The sequence below is a fragment of the Flavobacterium cheongpyeongense genome, assembly GCF_003202435.1.
GTDB classification, from domain to species: domain Bacteria; phylum Bacteroidota; class Bacteroidia; order Flavobacteriales; family Flavobacteriaceae; genus Flavobacterium; species Flavobacterium cheongpyeongense.
Window position 1 is genome coordinate 138,367 of the sequence record NZ_QJHK01000001.1, and the last position, 25,101, is coordinate 163,467.

General features: G+C 34.2%; 22 protein-coding genes. 15 read left to right on the top strand and 7 right to left on the bottom strand.

Going from position 1 to position 25,101, the window contains the following annotated elements:
* The first annotated feature begins 72 nt into the window (after positions 1–72).
* The 6 genes from DMB65_RS00630 (at position 73) to DMB65_RS00660 (ending at position 4,110) form a co-directional block, all read left to right on the top strand.
* Positions 73–1,323 carry a competence/damage-inducible protein A gene (locus DMB65_RS00630; protein ID WP_110304743.1) on the top strand — a complete coding sequence of 417 codons (1,251 nt, stop codon included), beginning with the start codon at positions 73–75 and terminating at the stop codon, positions 1,321–1,323.
* 74 nt (positions 1,324–1,397) lie between these two features.
* Positions 1,398–1,634, top strand: a complete 237-nt coding sequence (gene rpmB, locus DMB65_RS00635; RefSeq protein WP_007805815.1) for a 50S ribosomal protein L28 — start codon at positions 1,398–1,400, stop codon at positions 1,632–1,634.
* 27 nt (positions 1,635–1,661) lie between these two features.
* The gene (gene rpmG / locus DMB65_RS00640) at positions 1,662–1,844 is read left to right on the top strand and encodes a 50S ribosomal protein L33 (RefSeq protein WP_017495179.1); all 183 of its coding nucleotides are present in this window, start codon (positions 1,662–1,664) and stop codon (positions 1,842–1,844) included.
* Positions 1,845–1,913: 69 nt separating this feature from the next.
* Positions 1,914–2,066 carry a DUF4295 domain-containing protein gene (locus DMB65_RS00645; RefSeq protein WP_110304744.1) on the top strand — a complete coding sequence of 51 codons (153 nt, stop codon included), beginning with the start codon at positions 1,914–1,916 and terminating at the stop codon, positions 2,064–2,066.
* A 250-nt stretch (positions 2,067–2,316) separates the two neighbouring features.
* Positions 2,317–3,270: a signal recognition particle-docking protein FtsY gene (gene ftsY, locus DMB65_RS00650; RefSeq protein ID WP_110304745.1), complete on the top strand. Its 954-nt coding sequence runs from the start codon at positions 2,317–2,319 to the stop codon at positions 3,268–3,270.
* 228 nt (positions 3,271–3,498) lie between these two features.
* Positions 3,499–4,110: a Zn-dependent protease gene (locus DMB65_RS00660; protein ID WP_110304747.1), complete on the top strand. Its 612-nt coding sequence runs from the start codon at positions 3,499–3,501 to the stop codon at positions 4,108–4,110.
* A gap of 33 nt (positions 4,111–4,143) precedes the next feature.
* Here the strand turns inward: DMB65_RS00660 and DMB65_RS00665 are convergent, their stop codons facing one another.
* Entirely contained in the window at positions 4,144–5,214 is a 1,071-nt protein-coding gene (locus DMB65_RS00665; RefSeq protein ID WP_110304748.1) for a serine hydrolase domain-containing protein, read from the bottom strand.
* 231 nt (positions 5,215–5,445) lie between these two features.
* On the opposite strand from DMB65_RS00665, the gene DMB65_RS00670 reads away from it, so the two are divergent.
* Together DMB65_RS00670 and DMB65_RS00675 are read left to right on the top strand one after the other, a co-directional pair.
* Positions 5,446–5,886, top strand: a complete 441-nt coding sequence (locus DMB65_RS00670) for a hypothetical protein (RefSeq protein WP_110304749.1) — start codon at positions 5,446–5,448, stop codon at positions 5,884–5,886.
* On the top strand, positions 5,867–6,163 hold the full coding sequence (locus DMB65_RS00675; protein ID WP_110304750.1) for a DUF721 domain-containing protein: 297 nt from the start codon (positions 5,867–5,869) through the stop codon (positions 6,161–6,163). The genes DMB65_RS00670 and DMB65_RS00675 overlap by 20 nt, the downstream gene beginning before the upstream one ends.
* A gap of 116 nt (positions 6,164–6,279) precedes the next feature.
* Here DMB65_RS00675 and DMB65_RS00680 read toward each other — a convergent pair whose 3' ends face one another.
* Together DMB65_RS00680 and bshC are read right to left on the bottom strand one after the other, a co-directional pair.
* Entirely contained in the window at positions 6,280–6,699 is a 420-nt protein-coding gene (locus tag DMB65_RS00680) for a nucleoside-diphosphate kinase (RefSeq protein ID WP_110304751.1), read from the bottom strand.
* Positions 6,700–7,010: 311 nt separating this feature from the next.
* Positions 7,011–8,600 carry a bacillithiol biosynthesis cysteine-adding enzyme BshC gene (bshC, locus tag DMB65_RS00685; RefSeq protein ID WP_110304752.1) on the bottom strand — a complete coding sequence of 530 codons (1,590 nt, stop codon included), beginning with the start codon at positions 8,598–8,600 and terminating at the stop codon, positions 7,011–7,013.
* A 262-nt stretch (positions 8,601–8,862) separates the two neighbouring features.
* Between bshC and DMB65_RS00695 the strand changes: the two genes are divergently transcribed.
* The 4 genes from DMB65_RS00695 (at position 8,863) to DMB65_RS00710 (ending at position 13,380) form a co-directional block, all read left to right on the top strand.
* Positions 8,863–10,140, top strand: coding sequence for an MFS transporter (locus DMB65_RS00695; protein WP_110304754.1), 1,278 nt, complete (start codon positions 8,863–8,865; stop codon positions 10,138–10,140).
* A gap of 585 nt (positions 10,141–10,725) precedes the next feature.
* Complete coding sequence (locus tag DMB65_RS00700) at positions 10,726–12,117, top strand: RtcB family protein (protein WP_110304755.1); 1,392 nt, start codon at positions 10,726–10,728, stop codon at positions 12,115–12,117.
* A 14-nt stretch (positions 12,118–12,131) separates the two neighbouring features.
* The gene (gene prfH, locus DMB65_RS00705) at positions 12,132–12,821 is read left to right on the top strand and encodes a peptide chain release factor H (RefSeq protein ID WP_110304756.1); all 690 of its coding nucleotides are present in this window, start codon (positions 12,132–12,134) and stop codon (positions 12,819–12,821) included.
* 34 nt (positions 12,822–12,855) lie between these two features.
* Entirely contained in the window at positions 12,856–13,380 is a 525-nt protein-coding gene (locus DMB65_RS00710) for a hypothetical protein (protein ID WP_110304757.1), read from the top strand.
* A gap of 43 nt (positions 13,381–13,423) precedes the next feature.
* On the opposite strand, the gene DMB65_RS00715 is transcribed toward DMB65_RS00710, so the two are convergent.
* Entirely contained in the window at positions 13,424–17,491 is a 4,068-nt protein-coding gene (locus DMB65_RS00715; RefSeq protein WP_110304758.1) for a DUF7948 domain-containing protein, read from the bottom strand.
* Positions 17,492–17,614: 123 nt separating this feature from the next.
* On the opposite strand from DMB65_RS00715, the gene DMB65_RS00720 reads away from it, so the two are divergent.
* Complete coding sequence (locus tag DMB65_RS00720; protein ID WP_110304759.1) at positions 17,615–19,819, top strand: B12-binding domain-containing radical SAM protein; 2,205 nt, start codon at positions 17,615–17,617, stop codon at positions 19,817–19,819.
* Here the strand turns inward: DMB65_RS00720 and DMB65_RS00725 are convergent, their stop codons facing one another.
* The 3 genes from DMB65_RS00725 to DMB65_RS00735 form a co-directional block, all read right to left on the bottom strand.
* Positions 19,820–20,584: an MBL fold metallo-hydrolase gene (locus tag DMB65_RS00725; RefSeq protein WP_110304760.1), complete on the bottom strand. Its 765-nt coding sequence runs from the start codon at positions 20,582–20,584 to the stop codon at positions 19,820–19,822.
* Positions 20,585–20,856: 272 nt separating this feature from the next.
* The gene (locus tag DMB65_RS00730) at positions 20,857–21,543 is read right to left on the bottom strand and encodes a response regulator transcription factor (protein WP_110304761.1); all 687 of its coding nucleotides are present in this window, start codon (positions 21,541–21,543) and stop codon (positions 20,857–20,859) included.
* Positions 21,536–22,801: a sensor histidine kinase gene (locus DMB65_RS00735; RefSeq protein WP_110304762.1), complete on the bottom strand. Its 1,266-nt coding sequence runs from the start codon at positions 22,799–22,801 to the stop codon at positions 21,536–21,538. The genes DMB65_RS00730 and DMB65_RS00735 overlap by 8 nt, the downstream gene beginning before the upstream one ends.
* 163 nt (positions 22,802–22,964) lie before the next feature.
* On the opposite strand from DMB65_RS00735, the gene DMB65_RS00740 reads away from it, so the two are divergent.
* Positions 22,965–23,378 carry a DUF1573 domain-containing protein gene (locus tag DMB65_RS00740; RefSeq protein WP_110304763.1) on the top strand — a complete coding sequence of 138 codons (414 nt, stop codon included), beginning with the start codon at positions 22,965–22,967 and terminating at the stop codon, positions 23,376–23,378.
* Between the two features lie 131 nt (positions 23,379–23,509).
* A complete protein-coding gene (locus DMB65_RS00745; protein WP_110304764.1) occupies positions 23,510–25,087 on the top strand; it encodes a L,D-transpeptidase family protein in 1,578 nt (525 codons plus the stop codon).
* Positions 25,088–25,101: the final 14 nt, after the last annotated feature.

Sequence of the window (25,101 nt, forward strand, 5' to 3'; positions counted from 1 at the left end):
TCACGCAAATGGTTGCGATAACCTACTTTTTAATAATAACTTGCTGTTTTGTAAGTAAAAAATTCTATAAATATGAAGGCAGCTATCATAACAATTGGTGATGAAATTTTAATTGGTCAGATTGTAGATACAAACTCGGGGTTTATTGCAAAATCACTAGATAGAATTGGAGTCGAAATTACCGAGATGCTTTCTATCAGCGATAATAAAAAGCATATTTTAAGCACTTTTGAAAAGTTACAAAATACGGTTGATCTGGTTATGGTTACAGGAGGATTAGGTCCTACGAAAGACGATGTGACCAAAAAAACTTTTTGTGACTATTTTGATGATAAGCTGGTTGTAAATCCTGAGGTTTTGGCACATGTAACACAATTGATCGAAGGGTATTTTAAACGTCCCATCACCCAAATGAATAAAGATCAGGCTTTAGTGCCCTCAACTTGTACGATACTGCATAATCAGGTTGGGACGGCTCCGGGTATGTGGATGAAAAAGGAAGAAACTGTTTTTATTTCGTTGCCAGGTGTGCCTTACGAAATGAAATATCTCGTTGAAGAAGAGGTGATTCCCAGGATAGTTCGTGAATATAAGCGTCCTTACATTATTCATAAAACCATCTTAACTTATGGGCAGGGTGAAAGTTTAGTTGCAGAACGTATTGAGGATTGGGAGAATAATTTGCCTGATTTTATAAAATTGGCGTATCTGCCAAATCCCGGACGGGTACGTTTACGTCTAACAGCTAGAGGAACCGATAGACAACAATTGGAAAAAGCAATTGAAGAAAAAGTAAAATCTTTAGACGCAATAATTCACGATATAATAGTGGGGTACGAAGAGAATGAAACAATTGAGACCGTAATTGGCCAGCTGCTTTCAAAACAAAATAAAACCATTTCAATGGCAGAAAGTTGTACAGGAGGAAGAATCGCTTCTCTGTTGTCTGCTGTTCCGGGTTCGTCAGCTTATTTTAAAGGAAGTGTTGTTTCGTATGCAACCGAAACCAAAGTGAATGTTCTGGGTATTCAGCAGGATTTAATAGAACAATATTCTGTCGTTAGTGCAGAAGTCGCCCAGGCTATGGCTTTAAATGTAAAAAACTTACTAAAAACCGACTATGCGATCGCAACAACAGGCAATGCCGGGCCTTCAAAAGGCGATTCTGATGCTGAAATTGGAACAGTTTTTATTGCTTTAGCTACCCCAAATGGTGTAATTGTGGAAGAATTTAACTTTGGACAACCTCGTGAAAAAGTGATTGATAGGGCTAGTATTAAGAGTCTGGAAATATTACAAAAAGAAATTTTAAAAATTGTGTAATAAATTTTTGCTACAATGGTTTATTTTTCTTTTCTTTGCACCCTGATTTTGAATAACGATAAAAGATAAGTATAATGTCAAGAGTTTGTGACCTTACAGGTAAAAGAGCGATGGTAGGAAATAACGTTTCTCACGCTATGAACAAAACTAAGAGAAAGTTTTCTGTAAACTTAGTTAAAAAGCGTTTTTATCTTCCAGAAGAAGATAGATGGATTACTCTTAGAGTAGCAGCATCTACGATAAAAACAATTAATAAAAATGGAATTTCTGCTGTTTTGAAAAAAGCGCAGTCAGAAGGATTTATAAAATAATCTTTTCCTAAATAAATATATAGCAAGATGGCAAAGAAAGGTAATAGAATCCAGGTAATTTTAGAATGTACTGAGCACAAGACTTCTGGTGTTGCAGGAACTTCAAGATACATTACAACAAAGAACAAAAAAAACACTCCAGACAGATTAGAGATTAAAAAATTTAATCCAATCCTGAAAAGAGTAACAGTTCACAAAGAAATTAAGTAATAATTAGAGGTTTAATAAAATTTCAAATCCAGTCTTTGTTTTTTTATTAATTTCAATAACATTTGAATCATGGCAAAGAAAACCGTAGCATCGTTACAAACAGCTTCTAAGAGATTATCAAAAGCCATCAAAATGGTAAGATCTCCAAAAACTGGTGCATATACATTCGTAGAATCTATTATGGCTCCTGAAGAAGTTGATACTTTCTTGAAAAAGAAATAATTACAATCACAGTATATAGAAAAGCTACTTTCACTCCGAAAGTAGCTTTTTTATTTTTATATTTGTCTTAAATTTAGAGAAGCCTGACATTAGTCCGTTTTTTTATATGTTTTCCCGCCTAAAGAAGGCAGACAAAGGATGCGTTTCTGTCGGGGCTAAATAAAAACAATTGGCTTTCTTTAAATATTTGGCTTTCAGATTTTAAAAAAAAATACTGAAGTCCCAACAATTCTAAAAACCTACAAAAAAAATGAGTTTTTTTAAAAAATTATTCTCAGCCGAGAAAAAAGAGACTTTAGACAAAGGTCTTGAAAAAACAAAAACAACTTTTTTCTCCAAGCTAAGCAAAGCTGTAGCAGGAAAATCTAAAGTCGATGATGATGTTTTAGATAATCTGGAAGAAATTTTGGTAGCCTCTGATGTTGGTGTAAATACCACTTTGAAAATTATTGAAAGAATTGAAAAACGTGTCGCTGAAGATAAGTATTTAGGAACAGACGAGTTAAACCAAATTCTTCGTGATGAAATAGGGGCCTTATTATCTGAAACAAACAGGGGTGAAGCAACCGAATTTGAAATCCCAAAAGATAAAAAGCCTTATGTTTTAATGGTAGTTGGTGTGAATGGTGTAGGCAAAACTACTACTATTGGTAAACTGGCTTATCAGTTTAAAAAGGCTGGTTATAAAGTAGTCTTGGGAGCAGCCGATACGTTTCGTGCTGCTGCTATTGATCAATTGCAAATTTGGGCTGATCGTGTTGATGTTCCAATAGTAAGGCAGAATATGGGAAGTGACCCTGCTTCTGTAGCTTTTGATACTTTGCAGTCAGCCGTAGCTCAAAATGCAGATGTGGTTATAATTGATACTGCTGGACGTTTGCACAACAAAATCAACTTAATGAATGAACTTTCAAAAGTAAAACGTGTCATGCAGAAAGTAGTTGCTGATGCGCCTCATGATGTACTTTTGGTCTTAGATGGTTCTACGGGGCAAAATGCTTTTGAACAGGCTAAACAATTTACGGCAGCGACAGAAGTAACTTCTCTGGCTGTTACAAAATTAGACGGAACTGCAAAAGGCGGGGTTGTAATTGGTATTTCAGATCAGTTTCAGATTCCTGTAAAATATATTGGTGTAGGCGAAGGAATTGAAGATTTACAGGTCTTCAATAAATATGAATTCGTAGATAGTTTCTTTAAATAAATTTTTTACAATAAAATGGGTTTTTATTCTTTTAAAAATATATCTCCTGTTGCGTTTTATTTTGCAAGCGTTCTAAGTTTTGTTTTAGCAAATGTATTAAAGGATAAAAGTTTGTCTTTTTACTATATTTTATTGGTTTTAGGTCTTGCCTTCTTTTTTGCAGGAATGTTAAAAAGAATCCGCACAAAGCGATAGTGTTGTTATTGTCTGTCTTTTCTGTTTAATTTCATGAAATATTATAGTATCCTCTTGCTCTTTATTCATCTTTCCTGCACAAACAAGAAAGATGAAAAAGATGCAAAAGGATTTCAGACAGAACAACAAAAGGTAATTGTTGTTCAGCCTTTAGGTAATTTTAAATTAAATCAGGCTGAAAAAGTTTTTAAGCAAATTAAGACGATTAACTCTAATGTGGTTCTAAGACAAAATATTTCTTTTCCATCAAATTCCTTTTATGACCCCAGAAACAGATATCGTGCCGACAGTATTATTAAAAACCTTAAAAAGAGTATCGGTAAAGATTCAGTAATTGTTGGATTGTCACATTTTGATATCAGTACAACTAAAAGCGGTATTAAAGATTGGGGTGTAATGGGCTTGGGGTATAGACCGGGAAGAGCCTGTGTTGTTTCAGATTTTAGATTGTCAGTCAAAAATAAAAATCAACAGTTTTATAAATTAATTCTGCATGAATTAGGTCATACAGCTGGATTGCCTCATTGTAAGGTTAAAACTTGTCTGATGCGGGATGCTGAGGGTCGTAATCCTTTAGATCAGGAAAAAAGCTTCTGCAGGGAATGCAAAAGCTTTTTGAAAAGTAAAGGCTGGCAATTGATCTAAAAACTATTGATTTTATAAATTAAGTGTTTTAACTTATTGGTATAAAGCACTAATTTTTGTCCATAATTCTTCATCAAAACCGGATAAGGCAAAAGTTGGATTTTCAGGATTTGCAACATCTCCCATTCTAATGACTACCATTTTTTTGCTTGGAATCACGTATATTTTTTGGTCATTTTTGCCTAAAGCCATAAACATGTCGTTTGGACCGGTAGGAATTAAACTTCCATTAAATTGTAGTTGAGATTGCGGTAAATGATAACTGGCTTTTCCGTTAAGCCACCATAAATAACCGTATCCCAAATTGATATTTTGTGATGTAGTTGTTGCTTCATTAAAAAAGGCTTCGTTTAAAATAGTAGTGTTGTCCCATTTACCTTTATTGAGCATCAAAAGTCCAAAGCGGGCCATGCTTCTTGATGTACTTGCATAAACGCTATTATTATCAATTTGTACCCAAGTACCATTCATTCCAATTTTATCCCTTAATTTGGCGTTGAAATAATTTTGCCAGGTTTGTTTACTTGCCTGTGCAACTACATCCTGTAACTTTACATATACATTGTGATATGCCCAGCGTGTTCCTGCATTGGCTTTGTAATTTAGACTGGCAGGATCAACAGCGTCTGTGCTCTCATCTAGTCCTGATGTCATGTTTAGTAAATTTTTGCAGGTAATTAGGTTTTCCTGAGCAATCGTTTCGCTTGTCCAGCCCTGACCGATATAGTCCGAAACCTTATTATTGATGTTAATAAGACCTTCTTGTTGTGCAATTCCTGTGACTGTTGAGGTCAATGTTTTTCCGGCACTTGCCCAATACCAATTTGTCGTTGCTGAATGACCGTTGAAGTAATTTTCTAAAACGATTCTTCCATTTACTAAAACTATAAATGATTTTGAGTGTTTAAGTTCCAGGTAATCCAAAAGTGGCTGTACCGCATTTTGGTTCCATTTTAGGTCTGAAATTGATGTTGTTTCCCAAGTGGTTCCGCTTGCGGGAGGAAAGTACATAGTTTGTGTTGGGGTGGTATCCGAAGTGTTGTCGTCTTTACTGCAACTTACAAAGAATAGCAGGATCAGGATTTTAAAAAATGTTTTGGTCATGGTTTTATTTTTTTTGGTTTCGTGGTTTGACCAAAAATAAGCAAAATAGTTTAATGGGTTTTGCTGATTTTAATTTCTTTTTCAGCTTATAAGGTTATCTTTGTAGTTCGATAAATTGCTTTTGAAAACCGGAGCCCTAGCCCTGATGGAAGCGACATCCTTTTACCTGCTGCTGTCAGCAGGTAAAAGATATAGCGTACAGCAGGAATTGCTTCTTGTAAATAACATGATATGAAAAATACTTTTATGATTTTGGTTCTATTGCTTTTGTTTGTAGGCTGCAAAGAGGAAATAAAACCTGAAGATATTGCAAAACTCAACGGTTATTGGGAAATTGAAAAAGTGGTTTTTGATAAAGGTGATGAGAAAATATACGGAATGAATGAGAATTTTGATTTCTTTAAAATTAAAGGTAAAAAAGGAACCCGAACTAAAGTTATGGCCCAGCTTGACGGGACTTTCCTAACGACTAATACGTTTGAAAATGTTACAGTTCGGTTTACAGACAAAGGCACTTTTCTGGACTATAAAACGAATTATGCAAAGTGGAGTGAGGAATTGATTTCGATTTCGGATGCAACTTTTGTGGTAAAAAACAATCAGAATAAAGAATATCATTATAAAAAATCAGGACCAGTAAATTTATTAAACGATGGCAAAAAGACTAAATAACGAAAGTACGATTGGGGCTGTTTTGCAACAGATTATTGAGGTAAATAAGTTACAGTCAGGAATGGATCAGATTGATGTACGCGATGCGTGGAAGGAATTGATGGGAAGCGGAGTTAATACCTATACTAAGAATGTGATCCTGAAAGGGAGTACACTTTATGTTGAACTGGGATCTGCGGTTTTAAGAGAGGAATTAAGTCACGGAAAATCTAAAATCGTTAAAATGATTAATGAAGAATTAGGTCGTGATGTGGTGAAGGATGTGGTTTTGAGATAGGAATATAGTATTCAGTATCAGTATTTTGTTTGTAAAAAATGCCGATTCAAATTTTGAATCGGCATTTTTATTATTGCTAAGTAAATTCCTGACAGCTAAAAGCTGAACTCTGAGTACTAAAACTGCTCTCTTCCTGAAAAATGGAATGCGCTTTCGATCGCAGCATTTTCGTCGCTATCAGATCCGTGAACAGCATTTTCTCCGATAGAAGTTGCGTATGCTTTACGGATAGTTCCTTCTGCAGCTTCAGCAGGATTTGTAGCTCCAATTAAAGTTCTGAAATCTTCTACAGCGTTGTCTTTTTCTAAAATAGCAGCAACAATTGGTCCCCGTGACATGAATTCAACTAATTCTCCGTAAAAAGGTCTTTCTGCATGGACTGCATAAAATGCTTTTGCATCAGCAACAGTTAATTGCGTTAATTTTAAAGAAACGATTTTGAAACCGCCATTTGTAATCATTGCAAGGATATTCCCAATGTGTCCGTTTGCAACAGCATCCGGTTTAATCATTGTAAAAGTTCTATTTGTAGCCATTTTTTGTGTTTTTTAAATTTGGTGCAAAAATAGAACTTTTTTGTGAATTGATTTTAATAAATTCATAATTAAAATAGGTTTGAATGGTGTTTTGAATAATAAAATTTAGTATAAAAAAAGACGCACTGCTGTATGCCTCTACTATTGTCTCTACATTTTTGCGTATCTATAAATTGCAAATGTATTTTAAACTTTAAATATTAATTTATTTCTGTAGAATATCCACAAAATAAACCGCTATTTGGTTTGAAAAAATAATTTAGAACAGAGTGATTGTTTTATCCTGAATTATTTCAGTATTTTGTATGTGATTATAGGGTGATAATTGAAAAAATAGTCTCTAAAGGTTTTAGTTTTTGAGTTAATAATGGAATTAATTGCTCTCCTTTTTCTAAATAAAATTCAGAAAAATTTGCCTGACGTTCCTGCAAACTGTTATTTGGGAACAATTCACACTGCAAATCAGTAACTCTTTCTAATTGATCGTGCAATTTTCTTTTTTGAGCTTTTAACAAACGTTTTTCCAGATTTTCCAAGCCTCTCATCTGTTTAACCTCCTGTGCTTTTACTGCACCCGAAAAAGATTTATCGGTTTGTTCAGCCAATTCATAAAGATATCGAAACTGGGTTTTCAGAATTTCTTTTTGGGCAGATAAATCAATTGGGAAAGCTGATATTTTGTGTGTTACAGCGTTTAATAAAACTTCTTGTTTTGTAAATAGGTCTTTCCAGTTTAAATGTAACTGTTCTGCTTTTTTGACCTGCTTTTCTGTTGCTAAAAGCACCGAATTACGGACTAACACCATCGGAAAGGTAATGTCAACGGCATCAAAAAACGACTTCAATTCCAGCCAGTATGCAATTTCCCCGCCTCCGCCAATATAGCATAAATTGGGTAAAATAATTTCCTGATACAACGGTCGCATGATGACATTAGGACTAAACTTTTCTGGATTTTCTTCTAGTTCAGATAAAATTTCTTCTTCAGAAAATGATGTTTTTGTATTGTTAACGAAGTATTTATCGTTTTCTAAAATGATTCTTTCGCGTAAGTTGTCTTCAATATAAAACAAATTAATCTCACGTGGATTTACCTGAACGGTATAATCTGCCAGTTTTTCTATTGTTTTCTGAACCTTTTTAAACGAGGTTTGTTGTACCAGTTCCTCTTTTGCATACGGAATAAAAGCACGTTTTAAGTCGGCATCATCTGCATCAATGATAACCAAGCCTTGTGAAGCAAATAAACTATTGGCTAAAAAACGGGTTGCATCAGCAAGATTGTCGTGTTTTAAATAAGTATCTTCAAAGAGCTTTTTTAGCGTCTTTGCGTTGGTACTTGATCCCAATTCGAGGGCATAAATTTCAAGGAATTCGGTTAAACCTTCAGTTGAAAGTCTCCCAACAGGCCCTGTACTTTCTTTGTTCCAACGGAATTTTTTTCCTTTGAAATTGAAATAATTGATCTCTTCAAAGTCATGATCTTCAGTTGCCATCCAGTAAATCGGAATAAAATTATTCGATGGGTATTTCGACTTTAATTCTTTGGTAAGGTTAATTGTCGAGATGATTTTATATAAAAAATACAAAGGACCGCTGAATAAATTTAGCTGATGTCCTGTGGTAATTGTAAATGTATTTTCGAGCGCTAAAAGTTCAATATTTTGTTTAGTCGAATCTGAGATTTCGATATTTTTATATTGCTTTTTTAGCGTATTCACTAGCAGAACACGGTTTGCATTATCAAAATTTGATTGCTTTTCGACGATTTGTTTTTCGAAATTTTCAAGTGTTGGAAAATGATTGTACAGCGGTTTTAATTCTGGTTTCTGATCTAAATAGTCTTGCATCAATTTAGAGAAATACCCTGAGTTTTGATAGCTGATACAGTCGGTTGGCATAATTTTGAATTTATTTTTGACAGCTGTAAATTTAATGAAAATATGCAGTTAAAAATGGTTTTAACGATTGCTTATGATTTGATTTTTGATTTTTGGTTTAAAAACTTTGTAATCAGGTTTTTAGTTTTTGAGAAGTTGTGTAACATTGAAAATTTATAAAATTTGTTAAAAAACGTGAGTGTTATGAAACTAATTTTTCTAAAACTGAATTATTGATAATGAAACTTTATTTTTGCAGGTAAAAAAGTTATATCACAGCTGTATGAAAAATAACCCAAATCAAAAGAACTCCTTAAAGCATGTTCTGTTTGGAAGCCTTATTGGCACCACAATTGAATTTTTTGATTTTTATATTTATGCCAATGCAGCCGTATTGGTTTTTCCTCAATTATTTTTTCCCGGTTCAGATGCTACCATGGCAACTTTAGAATCATTGGCCACTTTTTCAATTGCCTTTTTATCACGTCCGTTGGGTTCTGCTTTTTTTGGGCATTATGGAGATAAAATCGGTCGAAAATTTACTTTAGTTGCCGCGTTATTAACTATGGGAATTTCTACCGTTACAATAGGATTTTTACCTGGTTATGCGAGTATTGGTGTTGCAGCTCCGTTATTATTGATGCTTTGCCGATTCGGGCAAGGTGTTGGTTTAGGAGGAGAGTGGGGAGGAGCCGTTTTACTGGCGATTGAAAATGCCCCACCACATAAACGTGCCTGGTATGGAATGTTTCCGCAATTGGGAGCTCCAATCGGATTGCTGCTGTCAGGAGGAACTTTTTTATTGTTGACAGACTCTATGAGTAATGAAGATTTTATGAATTATGGCTGGAGAATTCCTTTTATTGCGAGTTCACTTTTGGTAATAGTAGGTTTTTATATCAGAACAAAAATTACTGAGACGCCATCATTTGAAAATTCTAAAAAAGAAGCCGAAGAAGTAAAAGTTCCGTTTTTAACATTGGTTAAATCCTATAAAAATCAATTGATTTTTGGTACACTTGCAGCAGTTACAACATTTTTGGTGTTTTATCTTATGACTGTATTTACCCTCAGCTGGGTCACTTCTGATTTAGGTTATGTCAAAAGAGATGCTTTATTGATCCAATTGTTTTCGGTATTGTTTTTCGCTCTTTTTATTCCCATTTCAGCTTTGGTTGCCGATAAAATTGGCCGTCGTAAAATATTAATTTTCACTACAATTGCTATTGCTGCTTTTGGATTTTTCTTTTCGTTATTCCTTAATTCCGGAAGTCCGTTTTTAGTAACGGCTTTTGTTTGTATCGGAATGTCTCTCATGGGCTTTACTTATGGGCCTCTGGGAACATTTTTATCAGAGTTATTTCCTACCACTGTTCGTTATTCAGGTGCATCTTTAACCTTTAATCTGGCCGGAATTTTAGGAGCTGCATTTGCGCCCATGATTGCGATCTGGCTGGCAAGTACGTATGGTTTGAATTATGTTGGTTTTTACCTGATTATTGCAGCTATTATTTCGTTAGTTTCCTTTTTAGTGATTTCTAAAAAAGTACATCAGTTTTAATATTTCTGAAACTAACTATACCGAGGTAACGAGTTATTCGTTACCTTTTTTTTGGAATAATCTTAAAAAAACCTTGATTTTTTATGCTTTATGGAATTTGTTTCAAATATGTAAGTGTTTGATTTTTAATTTATCGAAAATTTTTTTAAGAAAATTTTATGATTTAATTTGTTTATTAAAAAAATAATTCACAAAATTTGCATCAGAAAATAAATAATTAACTATTAATAAACGAAGACAATGTTTGTATTAAACCTTACCTCTCAAAACATCGCATCAGGATCAGATTCTGTTGGCATGTATCTTCGTGGCTTTTCTCAATCATAGCAAATCATTTTAAGATATGAACAAGCCCGAAGGAAAATAACTTTCGGGCTTTTTTTATTCTAGACACTTCAAAAATTCCCGATTACTAAGAACTGAATTTATCTGTTTCAGATAAAATGTTTATCAAAATCTATTGCTCTGATTTTGCATCATGTTTTGCACATATTTTTATATCATAATTGTTTGATGTAAAGCATTTCATTTTGTAAAAAAGAAACAGTCAATATTGATTTTGGAAATTTTAATAATAAAAATCAAATGGGAAATAAATTATCCGGAAAAGACCTGATTAAAATAGGCTTTCCAAAAAATAATAGTATCAATATTGCTTTAGGGCAAATCAACCGATACAGAAAACGAGAAAAAAAAGAGAGCATATTAACCGAAGCCAAAGAAGTTTTACTGTTTCCGGAAAAATTTACCGGACACGGAACCTGGGGAAAAGTTGCTGAAGGATTAGTGAATCCGGTACAGGTGAGAATGCATCAGCTTAATAATACGAGAGCGCCTTTTTCTATTTTTGGAGAAAATGAAATTGATGAGCAGGCGAAATATCAATTGTATGATGCCTTAAAATTGCCAATTTCAGTGGCTGGAGCTTTAATGCCCGATGCGCATTCCGGTTACGGATTACCAATTGGCGGAGTTTTGGCAACAGATAATGCCGTAATTCCGTATGGTGTTGGAGTTGACATCGGCTGTCGAATGAGTTTGTCAATTTTTGATATTCCGGCTTCTTTCTTTAAAGGCAAAGAACATCAGCTAGAGGCAATTTTGAAAGACAATACCAAATTTGGAATGTATGAAACCCACACCATTCGCACAGATCATGAAGTGTTTAGCCGAAGTGAATTTCAGGATATTCCGCTTTTAAAAAACCTTTTAAGCAAAGCTTACAAACAACTGGGAACCTCGGGAGGAGGAAATCATTTTGTAGAATTTGGAATTGCAAAAATCACCGATCCGCTCAACGAATGGAAGATTGGAGTTGGAGACTATTTTGCGGTTCTTTCGCATAGTGGTTCAAGAGGTTTGGGTGCTAATATAGCAAAACATTATACGTATCTGGCAACCAAACAATGTCCACTACCTAAAAATGTACAGCATCTGGCATGGTTGGATCTAAATACACACGACGGTCAGGAATACTGGCTGGCTATGAATTTAGCCGGTGATTATGCCAAGGCCTGTCATGATAATATTCACCGTCGAATTGCAAAAGCGATTGGTAAAAGGGTTGTGGTAACCATTGAAAACCATCACAATTTTGCATGGAAGGAAATCGTAAACGGCAAAGAGGTTATTGTGCATCGTAAAGGAGCAACTCCGGCAAATAAAGGTGAATTGGGAATTATTCCCGGTTCGATGGCAGCACCCGGATTTATAGTTCAGGGAAAAGGAAATGTAGCGAGTTTAAATTCGGCATCTCATGGTGCAGGAAGATTGTTTTCGAGAAAAAAATGCAAAGAAACTTTTACGCAAAGCGAAATTAAAAAAGTGCTCAAAGCAAATGATGTGACTTTGATTGGAGGTAATATTGATGAGGCTCCTATGGCTTACAAAGACATTAATAAAGTAATGGCAAACCAAACAGAACTGGTGGATGTGTTAGGAACATTTACACCAAAAATCGTTAGAATGGATCGCTAAAAAAAATAGAGATTATGGAAAAAATAATTCAAATAACTTCAGGTCGCGGTCCGGCTGAATGCAGTTGGGTTGTAGCCCAAGTGCTGAAAACTTTTCTGGAAGAAGCAAATGAGAATAAAATTAAAACAACCTTGCTTCAGCGGGAAAAAGGCATCGAAAACGGAACGGTAGAAACGGCAACAATTTTACTCGAAAGTGATAATCTGAATGCGTTTGTTAATTCATGGAAAGGAACCATTCAGTGGATTGGGCAGAGTCAGTTTAGAAAATTTCATAAACGTAAAAACTGGTTTATCGGAATTTTTGAAGTTGATAAAACGGCAACTACTGAAATTGATGAAAAAGATATTCAGTATCAGGCGATGCGCAGTTCCGGTGCCGGCGGACAACATGTAAACAAAGTAAGTTCGGCAGTACGGGCGACTCATATTCCAACAGGAATTAGCGTAGTGGCTATGGATTCTCGATCTCAGCACCAGAATAAAAAACTGGCAACCGAAAGATTGCTTCAGAAGTTTAAGGACGAAACTGTAAAACAATGCAAAGCCGAATTTCAGGCACAGTGGATGAACCAATTGCAGATTCAGCGTGGGAATCCGATTCGGATTTTTGAAGGATCCGATTTTAAGAAACAAAAACAAGTAAAAAATTACAAACAGGAACGGCAAAGATTAAAACGGGAAGATTATCTAGACCGCGAATAAGGATAAAATCTTTGCATTCCGAATAGAAAAAATTATGAAAACAGTAGATAAATATCTTTTTCAGGCATTAGACAATTATCCGTATTCACTGGAAGAAACCATCGAATCATTGGATTATGCTTTGTCTTACGATGATAAAAATACCATGGCCTTGTGTTTATACGGTCAGGTTTTTTCAGATCAGTTGTTAAAATATGAAGAAGCCAAAGAATATTTTCAAAAAGCACTTTCAATTAATATCCATGCTTTAGAGGTGTATCCTTTTTACCTTCATACTTTAATTTTGAATGAAGATTACGAAGAAGCAATGAAACTGATTGATTTTGCATTGACAGTTAAAGGAATCAATAAAACGGAGATTCTTTTGAAGAGAGTAATGCTTTTAGAACGTCAGCAGGAATTTAAGAAAGCCTTGAAAGTGATTAAAAAAGCAAAACTTACCACAATCAATGCATGTTATGATTATACAATTGAAGAATCTGAAAAAAGGCTGAATAAAAAATTGAACGGAGATTCGAAAAAAGAGAAGTCAGCCAAAAAGAAAAAGAAGAATAAGTAAATAAAAAAGGATGTCAACTGACATCCTTTTTTGCTTTCTATTTTTATCGTTTAAGGCTGAAATGGCCTCTGTATTCTGTTCCATTTAATCTTGTAACCGTAAACCAGTAGTCAGAAGCGGGCATATCCTGCCCTGTATAAGTTCCGTCCCATTCGCTGTTTGGTCTTATTTCTTTCAGGAATTTGCCATATCTGTCAAAAATCCGGATTCCTGTATTGGGTTTTAAATAAGCAAAATCAATTGTCCAGGTATCATTTTGATAATCGTTGTTTGGAGTGAAAAATTTAGGGTAGGGAAGTTCCTTTATAAAATTGATACAGTCAGCTGTTGTAGCTCCAAGAATATTTATTAAAACAGGTATTCTTTCGCTTTCGCAATTATTTACGGTTTGGGAAGCATAATAGGTAATTCCGTTTTCGAGTAAAGTTGATTCAGATAAAGAAACAGAAGACGAAATACTTTCAAACCATTGTATATTTTGTCCCTCTATATCAATATTACTAATTTTTGCTTTTTTTTGGATGCAGAATGTTTGTGGCGAATCAGCAATGGGACTTTGTGTATCCTGAATTTTTACATTCACAGTTAATCTTTCGCTTTCACAGTCGTTTAATGTTTGGGTAACGTAATATAGACTGTTTTGAAGCAAAGTTGTTGGCGATAAAATATTTCCATTCGATGCAGAATCGTACCATTTTAGAGATGTTCCTGTAACGTCAAGATTAGCGATGGTTGCATTTTGATCGATACAAAATTGTTGGTTACGATTTCCCGTTGGTAATGATGTATCGTAAACTTTAACTAAAACAGCTGTTCTGTCACTTTCGCATCCTACAGTTTGCGAAGCGTAATAAGTTCTGTTGTTTTCCAGTAAAGTTGAATTTGGTAAACTAGCAGCAGAGAAATTTGTGTTGTACCATTTTATATCTTGTCCAGAAATTTGAATGCTGCTTAAAGTGGCATTTTCGTTTTTACAAAATGATTGAGTCCCATTTCCAGTTGGAGCAGGAGGTGTGTTTACAATTGAAACAGTAATTCCTAATCTTTGACCTTCACAATTATTTTCTGTTTGCGAAGCATAATAAGTTCGTCCGTTAACAAGATTTGTGGTTTCTGCTAATAAAGATCCGTTACTTACTGCATCATACCATTTTATATTCTGTCCAGTAATTTGAATATCTGCAATTGTTGGATTTTGTGCTGTGCAAAAAGACTGATTTGAATTTCCTGTTGGCAGAAGAGTATTTTGAATATTTATTGTAACCGGAGTCCTTGCGCTTTCACAACCATTAATAGTTTGAGAAGCATAATAGATCAGTCCATTTTGCAATGTAGTTGTTTGTGGTAAAAATATTCCTGTAGTTAAATTATTGTACCATTTGATGTTTTGCCCTGTAATTGCGATATCAGCTAAGGTAGCATTTTTTAGCATACAGAAAGTTTGTGGACTATTAGCAACTGGAAGAGGTTGGTTTGTAATAGTAACAGTTTGATTTTGAAGTGAAACATTCCCGTTGGCATCATTGTAATTCCAAACAATAGTATAATTGCCGGGTATTGTATACGATAAAGGATCTGTAGTTATTCCAATAATTATTCCTGAACAGGCATCTGTAGCAGTTGGAATAGTATTTATAGTAGTATGACAATCGCCTGTTATTGTAGGAAGAGTTGCAATGTTAGGAAATGGAGGTTGGACATCACCAATAACTACAATAATTTTTTTAGTATCATCACAACCGCCCGTTCCTGTAATTAAACAGCTATATTCTCCGCTATTAGCTGTTGTTGTATTTGGAATTGTTGGGTTTTGATCTGTGGATGTAAAACCGTTTGGCCCAGTCCAGGAATAGTTTGTTCCTCCCGAAGCTTTAAGCTCTAAAGTTTTACCGATGCAGACCGGAGAGTTACTTGATGTTAAAGCACTTGATTCACAATCTTTAAATTTTACTAAAAAAGCATCATATGAAGGTTTTGAAATATCATAAGGATATGGTTGATGTGTACCAGGTGTTGCAATGTTGTTTTCATTACCTCCCAGGCCTGCTAAATATACATTGCCATTATTATCTGTTTCAGTTACAAATGCAATTCCTTGATGATATGTTCCCCATTTTCTTTTTCCATTTGTATCAAATTTTACTAAATACGCCTGATTATCTAAGCTGTAATTTTCCATAAAAGCATTGGGAGTTGATATCGAAGTATCAACAGCTGAGGTTGTACCGGCAAAATAAATATCACCGTTTTTAGACACTGAGCCCCCTAAAGTTTGAGGAAAAAAGTAAGTTCCCCAAATTTTATTCCCATTAGAGTCAAACTTAAAGATAAAACCATTATTTTGAGTTGCCCAAAAGGAATGATTATCATACATTTCTTGATAAGCTCCAACAGTAGAAATGTTCGTGAGGCTTTGCGTCCAACCAAAGGTATAGAGATTGTTATTGGAATCAATTCCCAAATTAAATGAATAATCAGGCTTTTCTCCTCCAAAATATGTTCCCCAAATTCTATTACCATTAGAGTCAAATTTCACTAAAAAACTACTAGCATTTGCGTAGGTTGGTAAATCTGTTAAATTAATGGAAGAAATATTATTCATACTTTCTGTCGTTCCTAAAAAATAAATAAATCCATTTGAATCTATCTTACAGTCTTGTATCCAATCATTTCCTGAGCCTCCATAATAGGTTGCCCAATTTCTATTTCCTTCCGAATCAAATTTCGCAATGAACCCATCTGATTTGTCTCCATAATCTGGGACATAACCTGAAACATCAAAATTAGGTTGATATGAACCTGGAGTTGCAATTTTATCATGTGCAGAAGTCACACCGGAAATGTATATTTTTTCAGAAGAATCAATAGTTAAACTATTAACAGTTCCCCAATAGTAGGTTCCCCATTTACGTTGTCCATTAGAGTCGAATTTTATAAAATAACCGAGATAGAATGAGCCTCGTTGTTGTGGAAGTGGCCCCATATCTGGTTGATAACTTCCAGAAGTAGAAATGTTATTATCACTTCCCGTTTCACCCACTACATATACATTTTGATTATCAGAAACTTTAATCTGATAAACATGTTCTTGCTTGTCTCCTCCAAAATAAGTACCCCATAATCGTATACCATCTTTATTAAATTTGACAATATAACTGTCAAGTTCGTATTCATTTTGATGATTAATAGTATTTCCTGTTGTAGCAATATTAGTGGAGCTGTATGTGTCCCCGGTTAAGTAAACACAATTGTCTTTATAAAAAACATAGTTAGCGAAATCATGTTTTCCCCCTCCATAATAAGTTCCCCAAAGACGAACGGGTACTGGATCAATTATTATAGTTTTATCAGAAGCTGTTTCTGGACTATTAAACCCATAAACACCTTTTTTAATTTTCCTATACCGGATCGGAACTTCTTTTTTACAAGTCCCATCTTCAATCCAGCTTGCAGGAAGTATTTCTTCCATTTTTCCAAAACAAACATTCATCTGGATTTTATTATCAACCAAAGCCGTTTCGGTACCATTAAATTTTAATTGAATATCTGAAATTTTTCCTTTTGGATGAATTACAAAATTATATTCAACTGTTTTTTGAGGATCGTCAGGAACTGTAAAAACAATATCAATATTTGGATAAATATTTTTGTAAGTTATCTGTTTGTATTGATGAACGCCAACAATCCCCTCCGGTTTGTTTGGAACATTATAGTAGTTGTCAAAATCTTTTGATTCCTGATCTGTAATTAACGCAACTTTAGAATTTGAATTAACAAAGTCAATGTCAACTCTGTGAAATTTATATTCCAGACTATATTCAGGTTCTTTGTCTTTATCTTTTTCCGGAATCTGATATGGAAGTGTTTTCGATGTTTTTGAAGGAGAAACAGGAATCTTTTTTACTTCATAAATGTCATAAGAAAATCCGTTTTTCTTTAACTGAACATTTAATCCGTTAGAGTTCAATAAATATTTTACGGCAGTATTTGGTTTTCCTTTTTGATCAATAATCTGACCTTTATTTTCTTTAAATCCAATAGACTGATTTTTGTTTTGAGAAAATAATGTAAAAGTGCTTATAAAGAAAAATAAAAGTAGCGTATGTTTCATCCCGATAATTTGAATCGTCGCAAATGTAATTAAATATCTACAAAATAAAACCAAAACAAGCTGTTGAATCTTTTCCTGAAAACAAAATAAATATCCCGTATTTTTGCAGAAAAATAATTCCTTTTGAAAACCAAACTCTTTCTAATCACACCACCCTTTACCCAACTGAATACACCGTATCCGGCAACCGCTTATATAAAAGGTTTCCTGAATACGAAAAATATAGAATCTGTTCAGGCAGATTTGGGTATTGATGTGATTTTAGAACTGTTTTCGAAAAAAGGGCTAATTGATTTGTTTGAAGTTTCAAGTTTCAGGTTTGAAGTTTCTAATCAAGAAGTTTCAGATAATTCTAAACGCATTTTTGCTTTACAGGACGAATACATCAAAACCATAGATGCTGTTATTCAGTTTTTACAAGGAAAAAATCCAACATTGGCGTTACAAATTTGTCAGGAAGATTTTCTTCCCGAGGCCTCTCGTTTTGCACAGCTGGAAGAACTCGATTGGGCTTTTGGAACTATGGGAACTCAGGATAAAGCGAAACACCTGGCGACTTTGTATCTCGAAGATATTTCGGATTTTATCGTGGAATGTGTGGATGAAAATTTTGGCTTTAGCCGATATGCAGAGCGGTTAGGAAGAAGCGCCAATTCTTTTGATGAATTATACGAAGCTTTACAAAAAGAACCGACTTATATTGATTCGATTTTAATTTTACTTTTAAAAGCTAAAATTGAAGCTGTAAAACCGACATTTTTTTTAATTTCTGTTCCTTTTCCGGGGAATTTATACAGCGCGTTTCGATGCGCGCAATGGGTAAAACAAAACCATCCTGAAATTAAAATTTCGATGGGAGGCGGTTTCCCAAATACCGAATTAAGATCTCTGTCAGATAAGCGTGTTTTTGAATTTTTCGATTTCATTACTTTGGATGATGGCGAAGTTCCAATTGAAGAATTGATTGCGAGTATTGAAAATCCGGATTACAATTCATACAAAAGAACATTTTTATTAGAAAATGGAGAAGTGGTCTATAAAAATAATTCTTTAAAACACGATTATAAACAATCTCAGGTTGGGACACCAGATTATTCAGATCTACCTTTGGATAAATACATTTCGGTTATAGAAATCGTAAATCCAATGCACCGAATGTGGAGCGACGGACGCTGGAACAAACTCACTATGGCTCATGGCTGTTATTGGGGAAAATGTACATTTTGTGATATTTCGTTAGATTATATAAAGGTTTACGAACCGGTTGCAGCCAATTTGCTTTGCGATCGAATGGAAGATATGATGTTGCAAACGGGTCAGAATGGCTTTCATTTTGTTGATGAAGCGGCTCCGCCAGCCTTGATGCGTGCTTTGGCGCTTGAAATCTTAAAAAGAAAACTGGCTGTAACGTGGTGGACAAACATTCGATTCGAAAAAAGCTTTTCAAAAGATTTATGTTTATTATTGAAGGCTTCAGGCTGTATTGCCGTTTCAGGAGGTTTGGAAGTGGCTTCAGACCGATTACTGAAACTGATTGATAAAGGAGTAACGGTAGAACAAGTTGCCAAAGTAACCCGAAATTTTACGGAAGCCGGAATCATGGTGCATGCCTATTTAATGTACGGATATCCAACACAAACGATTCAGGAAACGGTTGATAGTCTGGAAATGGTACGTCAGTTGTTTGAAGCCGGAGTTTTGCAATCCGGATTTTGGCACCAGTTTGCGCTTACGGCTCATAGTCCCGTTGGGTTATATCCGGAGCAATTTGGCGTGACCAAAAAAACAGAGATTATCGGAACTTTTGCCAATAACGACATTGATTATACCGATTCAACAGGAATTAATCATGATAAATTTAGTTTTGGATTAAAAAAATCACTTTTCAATTTCATGCACGGAATCTGTTTTGATTACGAATTGCAGGATTGGTTTGACTTTAAAATTCCGAAGACAAAAATCCATCCTGATTTTATTTTTAATGCTTTAGAAGAACAAAGCGATTTCAATACCAAACCAAACGCAAAAGTAGTCTGGTTAGGCGGAAAACCTTTGGCAGAAACCTTTACAAAATCAAAAAAAGGAAAAAGCTGGGAAATGATGTCGCTGACTTTTCATGATAAAAAAGAAAGTTTTACTATTCAGACGAGTAAAGATGAAGGCAATTGGCTAATTTCAATTCTGAATAAAATTTCGGTTTCAGAAACTAAAAATTACACTTTTCAAGAAGTAAAAACTGATTTCGAGACTTCTTTAGAAGATTTTGAATTGTTTTGGTATTCTAAACCTGTCAATACACTACGTGAATTTGGTTTACTAGTTTTATGATCAATACTCCACACATTCCCCATCATTAGGAACAGTAGTTTTTGATAAGAGATTATTTTCGGCTAAAGCTTTTTTTAACTCTTCCCTTTTCGTCGGGCAATGATTTAGAGCTTCAAGATGATTGGCAAAAACTTTTCCGGGTGCCAGGGCAGTAAATTTCAGAATGTCATTCATTCTCATCAGTAAAGGCTGCCCAAAATCTAATCTTGCTGTACCGCAGGCAACAGTTGCAATGTCAGGTTTGAATTCGGTCAGGACTTTTTCGGTATCTTTTGTGAAAATAGTATCAGCGCTGATGTAAACTGTTTTTTCGTTAAGTAACTCAATAAAAAAGCCCATTACATTTCCCATTAATTTGGCGATAAAGCCATATCCGTGTACAGCAGGAATACCCGTGATTTTTCCGTCCAGAAAATTTTGAGGCTGCCAGTAATCCAAAGTTTGTACGACAGTTAAACCACGCTGTGTAATCTTTTTTTCATCTTTTATGCTGCAGATTACCGGAATTGATTTTCTTTTTAGAAAAACTTCAGCGGCTTTGTCCAGATGATCCGGATGCAAATGCGTTATCAGACAATGTGTGACTTTACTTAAAATTTCCCTGCTGTTTTTTGGAAGTGCAGTAAGCGGATTTCTTTTTGGATTATAGCGAAAAAGAGTAAAAGGAGCTATAGTTTTCCTTTTCCCTAACATGGGGTCAATTAAAATAACATGCTTTTCTGTTTCAATGACTAATGTTGCGTTTCGCAAATGATGCAGTTTCATAATCTGACATAAATTAGAATTTAAAAGTACAATGATTTTTTCAAATTATATTTACAGAATATTCTTTGTTTTTAATTGAATTGTTATTTTAAATTATCAATTTTAAAGAAATTTTCACACTTAATTATTCGACTTAAAGAGTAGTTTGTTATTCCGAAGAATGAGGAATTTCTGTAAGAAGCTTGATAAAGATTTGTTGAAGTTTCTTGTTGTACGGAATAGTATTGCAGAGATTCCTCATCTGTCTGAATTGATAAAACGATGTTTGTAAGCTATTCAATCACAAATCGAAATCCGATTCCGTGTAAATTTTCTATCGAAATTCCTTTTTCATTTGCTAGGATTTTACGTAGACGCGAAATAAAGACATCTAAACTTCTTCCCATAAAATAATCGTCAGTGCCCCAAAGTGCGGTTAAAATCTGCTCTCTTTTCAGGACAGAATTTTTATTTTCCAGAAACAATTTCAATAATTCGGCTTCACGTTGGGTGAGTCCAATCTTTTCTGTATCATTAAAAAGAATAAAATTTTTGGCATCAAACTGATATTTGCCTATTTCGTAAATTGATTTTTGGGGTTTGCTGTTTTTCTGTGAGCGTTTTAGAAAAACCTCAATTTTCAGGATCAATTCCTCAATACTAAAGGGCTTTACCAGATAATCGTCGGCACCTAAACGCAATCCTTTAATCCGGTCTTCTTTTAAAGTTTTGGCCGAAAGAAAAATAATCGGAATATCAGTATTGAGTTTTCTAATTTCTGTTGCCAATTCAAAGCCATCCATTTTAGGCATCATTATGTCAAAAATACAAATATCAAAATCATTATTTTTAAAGCTTTCCAAACCTGATTTTCCATCAGGGCAATGAAGTACCTCATAGTTGTTTTGCTCCAGATTATCTTTGGTTAAAAAAGCCAGTGTTTCATCGTCTTCGGTGTAAAGAATTTTAAAATTACTCATTTGGGTATGGTATTGACAAAGTTATAGTGATACCTTTTTCAGGATTTTGGGTTGCCGAAATCTTCCAGTGCTGCAGGTTGCAAATATTTTTTACATAATACAGGCCTAATCCAAAACCGTTTACTTCATTGCTTTTTTCGTTTTGGATCCGGTAAAATTTATCAAAAATAAAGGAAATATTTTTAGATGAAATTCCGATTCCGTTGTCTTCAAAAGCCAATTTTAAAAGTTGGTTTTCTGTAAAAATACGAATCGTAATTTCAGGCTTTTCATTGCAGTATTTTACCCCATTGTCCAGTAAATTATAAACCAGATTTGCAAAATGAAAAGCATCAGTTTCTATTTGATAATTCTCATAACCGGTTTTGATTTTAATCGAAGCTTCCGGATATTTTAACTGAATGTTTTCAATTGTTTCCTCAATTACAGGGATAATAAAAATAGTTTCTTTTTTTAATTCTAATGGTGTATAATCAGATTTGGCAATAGTTAAAATTTGCTCAATGTGATTGTTTAATTTGTGACCTTGGTTGATGATAATATCAGTATAAGTATGAAGTTTTTTATCTTCTTTTATTTTATCCTGTCCGATTAAATATTTTGAAGCAATTAAAATCGAAGACAAAGGTGTTTTAAATTCATGTGTCATATTATTGATGAAATCACGCTGCAACTCCGAATATTTTTTTTGTTGCAAAAGTGTTAGAATCGAATAGACATAAATCAATAAAATAAAAATCAAAACGATTGACAGTACAAACCAAAACCGCATGGAACTGAACAAATAGGTAGTTTCGTGTGGGAAACGAACGGCAAAATAATAGATCAGGTTTTTATGTTTGGGAAAATAAACCGATTGTTTTGCTTTTCCTTTATCTGATAATGAAATATAATTTCCGTAAATCATTTCATCGCTCTGGCAATTGTACATTGCATATTCAAAATCGGTGGTGATATTCATTTTTCTGAATTCATTTTTCAAATAAAACTCCAGAATATCAGGTTCAAAATCGTTATCGATGTTGACAATATAATAATCATTGGCAATTTTTTGCACCGGATTCTGCGCTGGCAGTTCATGATTGGTGCCTTCGTATAATTTTTTTGCCACCTCCAATAAAGCGATATGCGTTTTTTGGCTCAGCTTTTTTTGTTCCAGGGCAAAGGCTTCTTTTGTCCACAGCAATTGTGCTACCAATATGCCGATTATGGCAATTAATCCTAAAATAATGATGCTGTTGAGTTTGTTTATTTTCAAGAAAACAGGGTTTTAGCAATGTAATATTAATCAAATTTAGAATTAAAAACAGCACTTAACAAGTCATTAACAAACATTTGAAACCGCTTAACAGCAAATTGATTTAAGGTAAAGTACTTTTGAAATATAAAATTTAACTATAAACCATTTAAAAATAATAACGATGAAAAATATCAAGATAGCTATGCTGGCTTTAGCCTTAGGATTAATGTCTTTTTCAGCGATTACACCTTTAAAAGTAATTGCATCAAAAGTAGAAACTAAGCTTGACGCTTCTGCAATTGTGTGGAAAGCGGAAACAATTGATGTAGGTCAAATTCCACAAGGAACGCCAAAAGCGATTGTTTACGAATTTAAAAATACGGGAAAAACAGCTGTCATAATTACAAATGTACAAGGCTCCTGCGGATGTACGGCCACAGATTATACTAAAGAACCAATTCTTCCCGGAAAATCTGCAAAGGTAACAGCAACGTACAATGCAGCAAATAAAGGCGCTTTTACAAAAACTGTTACGGTTACAACAAGTGCCGAAACGACTCCAAAAATCCTTACTTTAAAAGGAACTGTTATTTAAAATAAAGTTGATTATATAAAGGTGGAAAACTCCGGACGTGTCATGTGTCCGGAGTTTTTTTTTCTTCAAGTTTGTTTTTGTAATGAATTTGTTTTTACCAAAACTTTTCTAATTTTATTCAAAAATTGATTATGAAAATTTGGTACCGTTTTGCTGTTATTATATTTCTTTTTATTGTTGTTTCCTGTAATTCTAAAGGTGATAAAAAAGAAGAAAGCCCAAAAAAAGTCGAGGTTGTCATTCCGGAATTAAAACTTTCGATTGACAGTCTGGCGATTGCCGGGTTTTACAAAACGTATCCCAAATTGAAAAATTTTCAGGATGAGGTTTTTTCTTTATACCTTAAAAGACAATCTACACAATTATGGCTTGACAATAAGGGGGTGGTGGAATTTGGAAATACATTGTATGACAAATATAAAGGTCTCGAAAACGAAGGTCTGAAAGCCAATTTCCCGTACAAGGAGATCAATCACATCTTTGAGAACAATACGGTCAACAAACTTTCAAAAATTAATACAGATTTAATGATTACCAATTTGTATTTCTATTATGCAGAGAAAGTTTACAGAGGTTTTGACGAAAAAACCTCGATTTCATTAGAATGGCTGCTTCCGCGAAAAAAACTCAATTATCAGGTTTTATCTGATTCTATTTTTGAAAAATCAACGATAAGTGATGACAGAAAGAGTAAAATGTTCAGTCAGTATTACAAACTTCGTGATGCGCTTCATCAATATAGAGACATTGAAAAAAATGGAGGCTGGAAGACCATTGAAGCTGGAGAAGATTATAAAGATCTAAAATTAGGAGATTCTTCTGCAATAATTGGTCAAATCAGGGAAAGGCTTTTTGTAACAGGAGACATTAAAAAAGATAATAAAAGTGCTGTTTGTGATTCGGTTTTGATGAAAGCGGTTAAAAACTATGAATTGCGTCATGGTTATGCACCAAAGAATGCTATTTTATTAGAGCATATTAATGATTTGAATATTCCGGTTTCTGAAAGGATTAAAACCATAATTGCCAATATGGAGCGTTGCCGATGGATTGATCCTGAACTCGAAAAAGGCAAAAAATATATTGAAGTTAATATTCCTGAATTTAAATTGTACATTATAGAAGATGGTAAAATTGCTTTTGTGTCGCCTGTGGTTGTAGGGAAAGCGATGACTAAAACAGTTGTCTTCAGCGGAATGATGAATAATATTGTTTTTAGTCCGTATTGGAATGTTCCGCCAAGTATCATCAAAAGTGAAATTAAACCCGGAATGGACAAAGATAAAAACTACCTGGCAAAGAAAAATCTGGAATGGAATAACGGAGCAGTCCGACAACTTCCGGGAAAGAATAATTCACTGGGGCTGGTCAAATTTTTATTTCCAAATTCCAGTAACATCTATTTGCATGATACGCCTGCAAAAAGTTTGTTCGAAAGAGAAAGCAGGGCTTTTAGCCACGGTTGTGTTCGTGTAGCAAAACCACGTGAACTGGCTATAGAGTTGTTGAAAGCAGATCCGAAATGGACACCTGCTAAAATTGATAAAGCCATGCATTCAGGAAAAGAAAGCTGGTATACTTTGAAGAAAAAAGTCCCGGTTTATATTGGTTATTTTACTGCCTGGGTTGATCGGGAGGGGCAGCTAAATTTTTATAAAGATATTTACAAGAAAGATGAAAGTCTGATAAAATTATTGACAGAAGAATAAACTTTTAGAAATTC

Excerpts from the sequence above, each read along its gene's own strand:
- DMB65_RS00630 (WP_110304743.1), top strand. The coding sequence starts at position 73 with ATGAAGGCAGCTATCATAACAATTGGTGATGAAATTTTAATTGGTCAG.
- rpmB (WP_007805815.1), top strand. The coding sequence starts at position 1,398 with ATGTCAAGAGTTTGTGACCTTACAGGTAAAAGAGCGATGGTAGGAAAT.
- rpmG (WP_017495179.1), top strand. The coding sequence starts at position 1,662 with ATGGCAAAGAAAGGTAATAGAATCCAGGTAATTTTAGAATGTACTGAG.
- DMB65_RS00645 (WP_110304744.1), top strand. The coding sequence starts at position 1,914 with ATGGCAAAGAAAACCGTAGCATCGTTACAAACAGCTTCTAAGAGATTA.
- ftsY (WP_110304745.1), top strand. The coding sequence starts at position 2,317 with ATGAGTTTTTTTAAAAAATTATTCTCAGCCGAGAAAAAAGAGACTTTA.
- DMB65_RS00660 (WP_110304747.1), top strand. The coding sequence starts at position 3,499 with ATGAAATATTATAGTATCCTCTTGCTCTTTATTCATCTTTCCTGCACA.
- DMB65_RS00665 (WP_110304748.1), bottom strand. The coding sequence starts at position 5,214 with ATGACCAAAACATTTTTTAAAATCCTGATCCTGCTATTCTTTGTAAGT.
- DMB65_RS00670 (WP_110304749.1), top strand. The coding sequence starts at position 5,446 with ATGAAAAATACTTTTATGATTTTGGTTCTATTGCTTTTGTTTGTAGGC.
- DMB65_RS00675 (WP_110304750.1), top strand. The coding sequence starts at position 5,867 with ATGGCAAAAAGACTAAATAACGAAAGTACGATTGGGGCTGTTTTGCAA.
- DMB65_RS00680 (WP_110304751.1), bottom strand. The coding sequence starts at position 6,699 with ATGGCTACAAATAGAACTTTTACAATGATTAAACCGGATGCTGTTGCA.
- bshC (WP_110304752.1), bottom strand. The coding sequence starts at position 8,600 with ATGCCAACCGACTGTATCAGCTATCAAAACTCAGGGTATTTCTCTAAA.
- DMB65_RS00695 (WP_110304754.1), top strand. The coding sequence starts at position 8,863 with ATGAAAAATAACCCAAATCAAAAGAACTCCTTAAAGCATGTTCTGTTT.
- DMB65_RS00700 (WP_110304755.1), top strand. The coding sequence starts at position 10,726 with ATGGGAAATAAATTATCCGGAAAAGACCTGATTAAAATAGGCTTTCCA.
- prfH (WP_110304756.1), top strand. The coding sequence starts at position 12,132 with ATGGAAAAAATAATTCAAATAACTTCAGGTCGCGGTCCGGCTGAATGC.
- DMB65_RS00710 (WP_110304757.1), top strand. The coding sequence starts at position 12,856 with ATGAAAACAGTAGATAAATATCTTTTTCAGGCATTAGACAATTATCCG.
- DMB65_RS00715 (WP_110304758.1), bottom strand. The coding sequence starts at position 17,491 with ATGAAACATACGCTACTTTTATTTTTCTTTATAAGCACTTTTACATTA.
- DMB65_RS00725 (WP_110304760.1), bottom strand. The coding sequence starts at position 20,584 with ATGAAACTGCATCATTTGCGAAACGCAACATTAGTCATTGAAACAGAA.
- DMB65_RS00730 (WP_110304761.1), bottom strand. The coding sequence starts at position 21,543 with ATGAGTAATTTTAAAATTCTTTACACCGAAGACGATGAAACACTGGCT.
- DMB65_RS00740 (WP_110304763.1), top strand. The coding sequence starts at position 22,965 with ATGAAAAATATCAAGATAGCTATGCTGGCTTTAGCCTTAGGATTAATG.
- DMB65_RS00745 (WP_110304764.1), top strand. The coding sequence starts at position 23,510 with ATGAAAATTTGGTACCGTTTTGCTGTTATTATATTTCTTTTTATTGTT.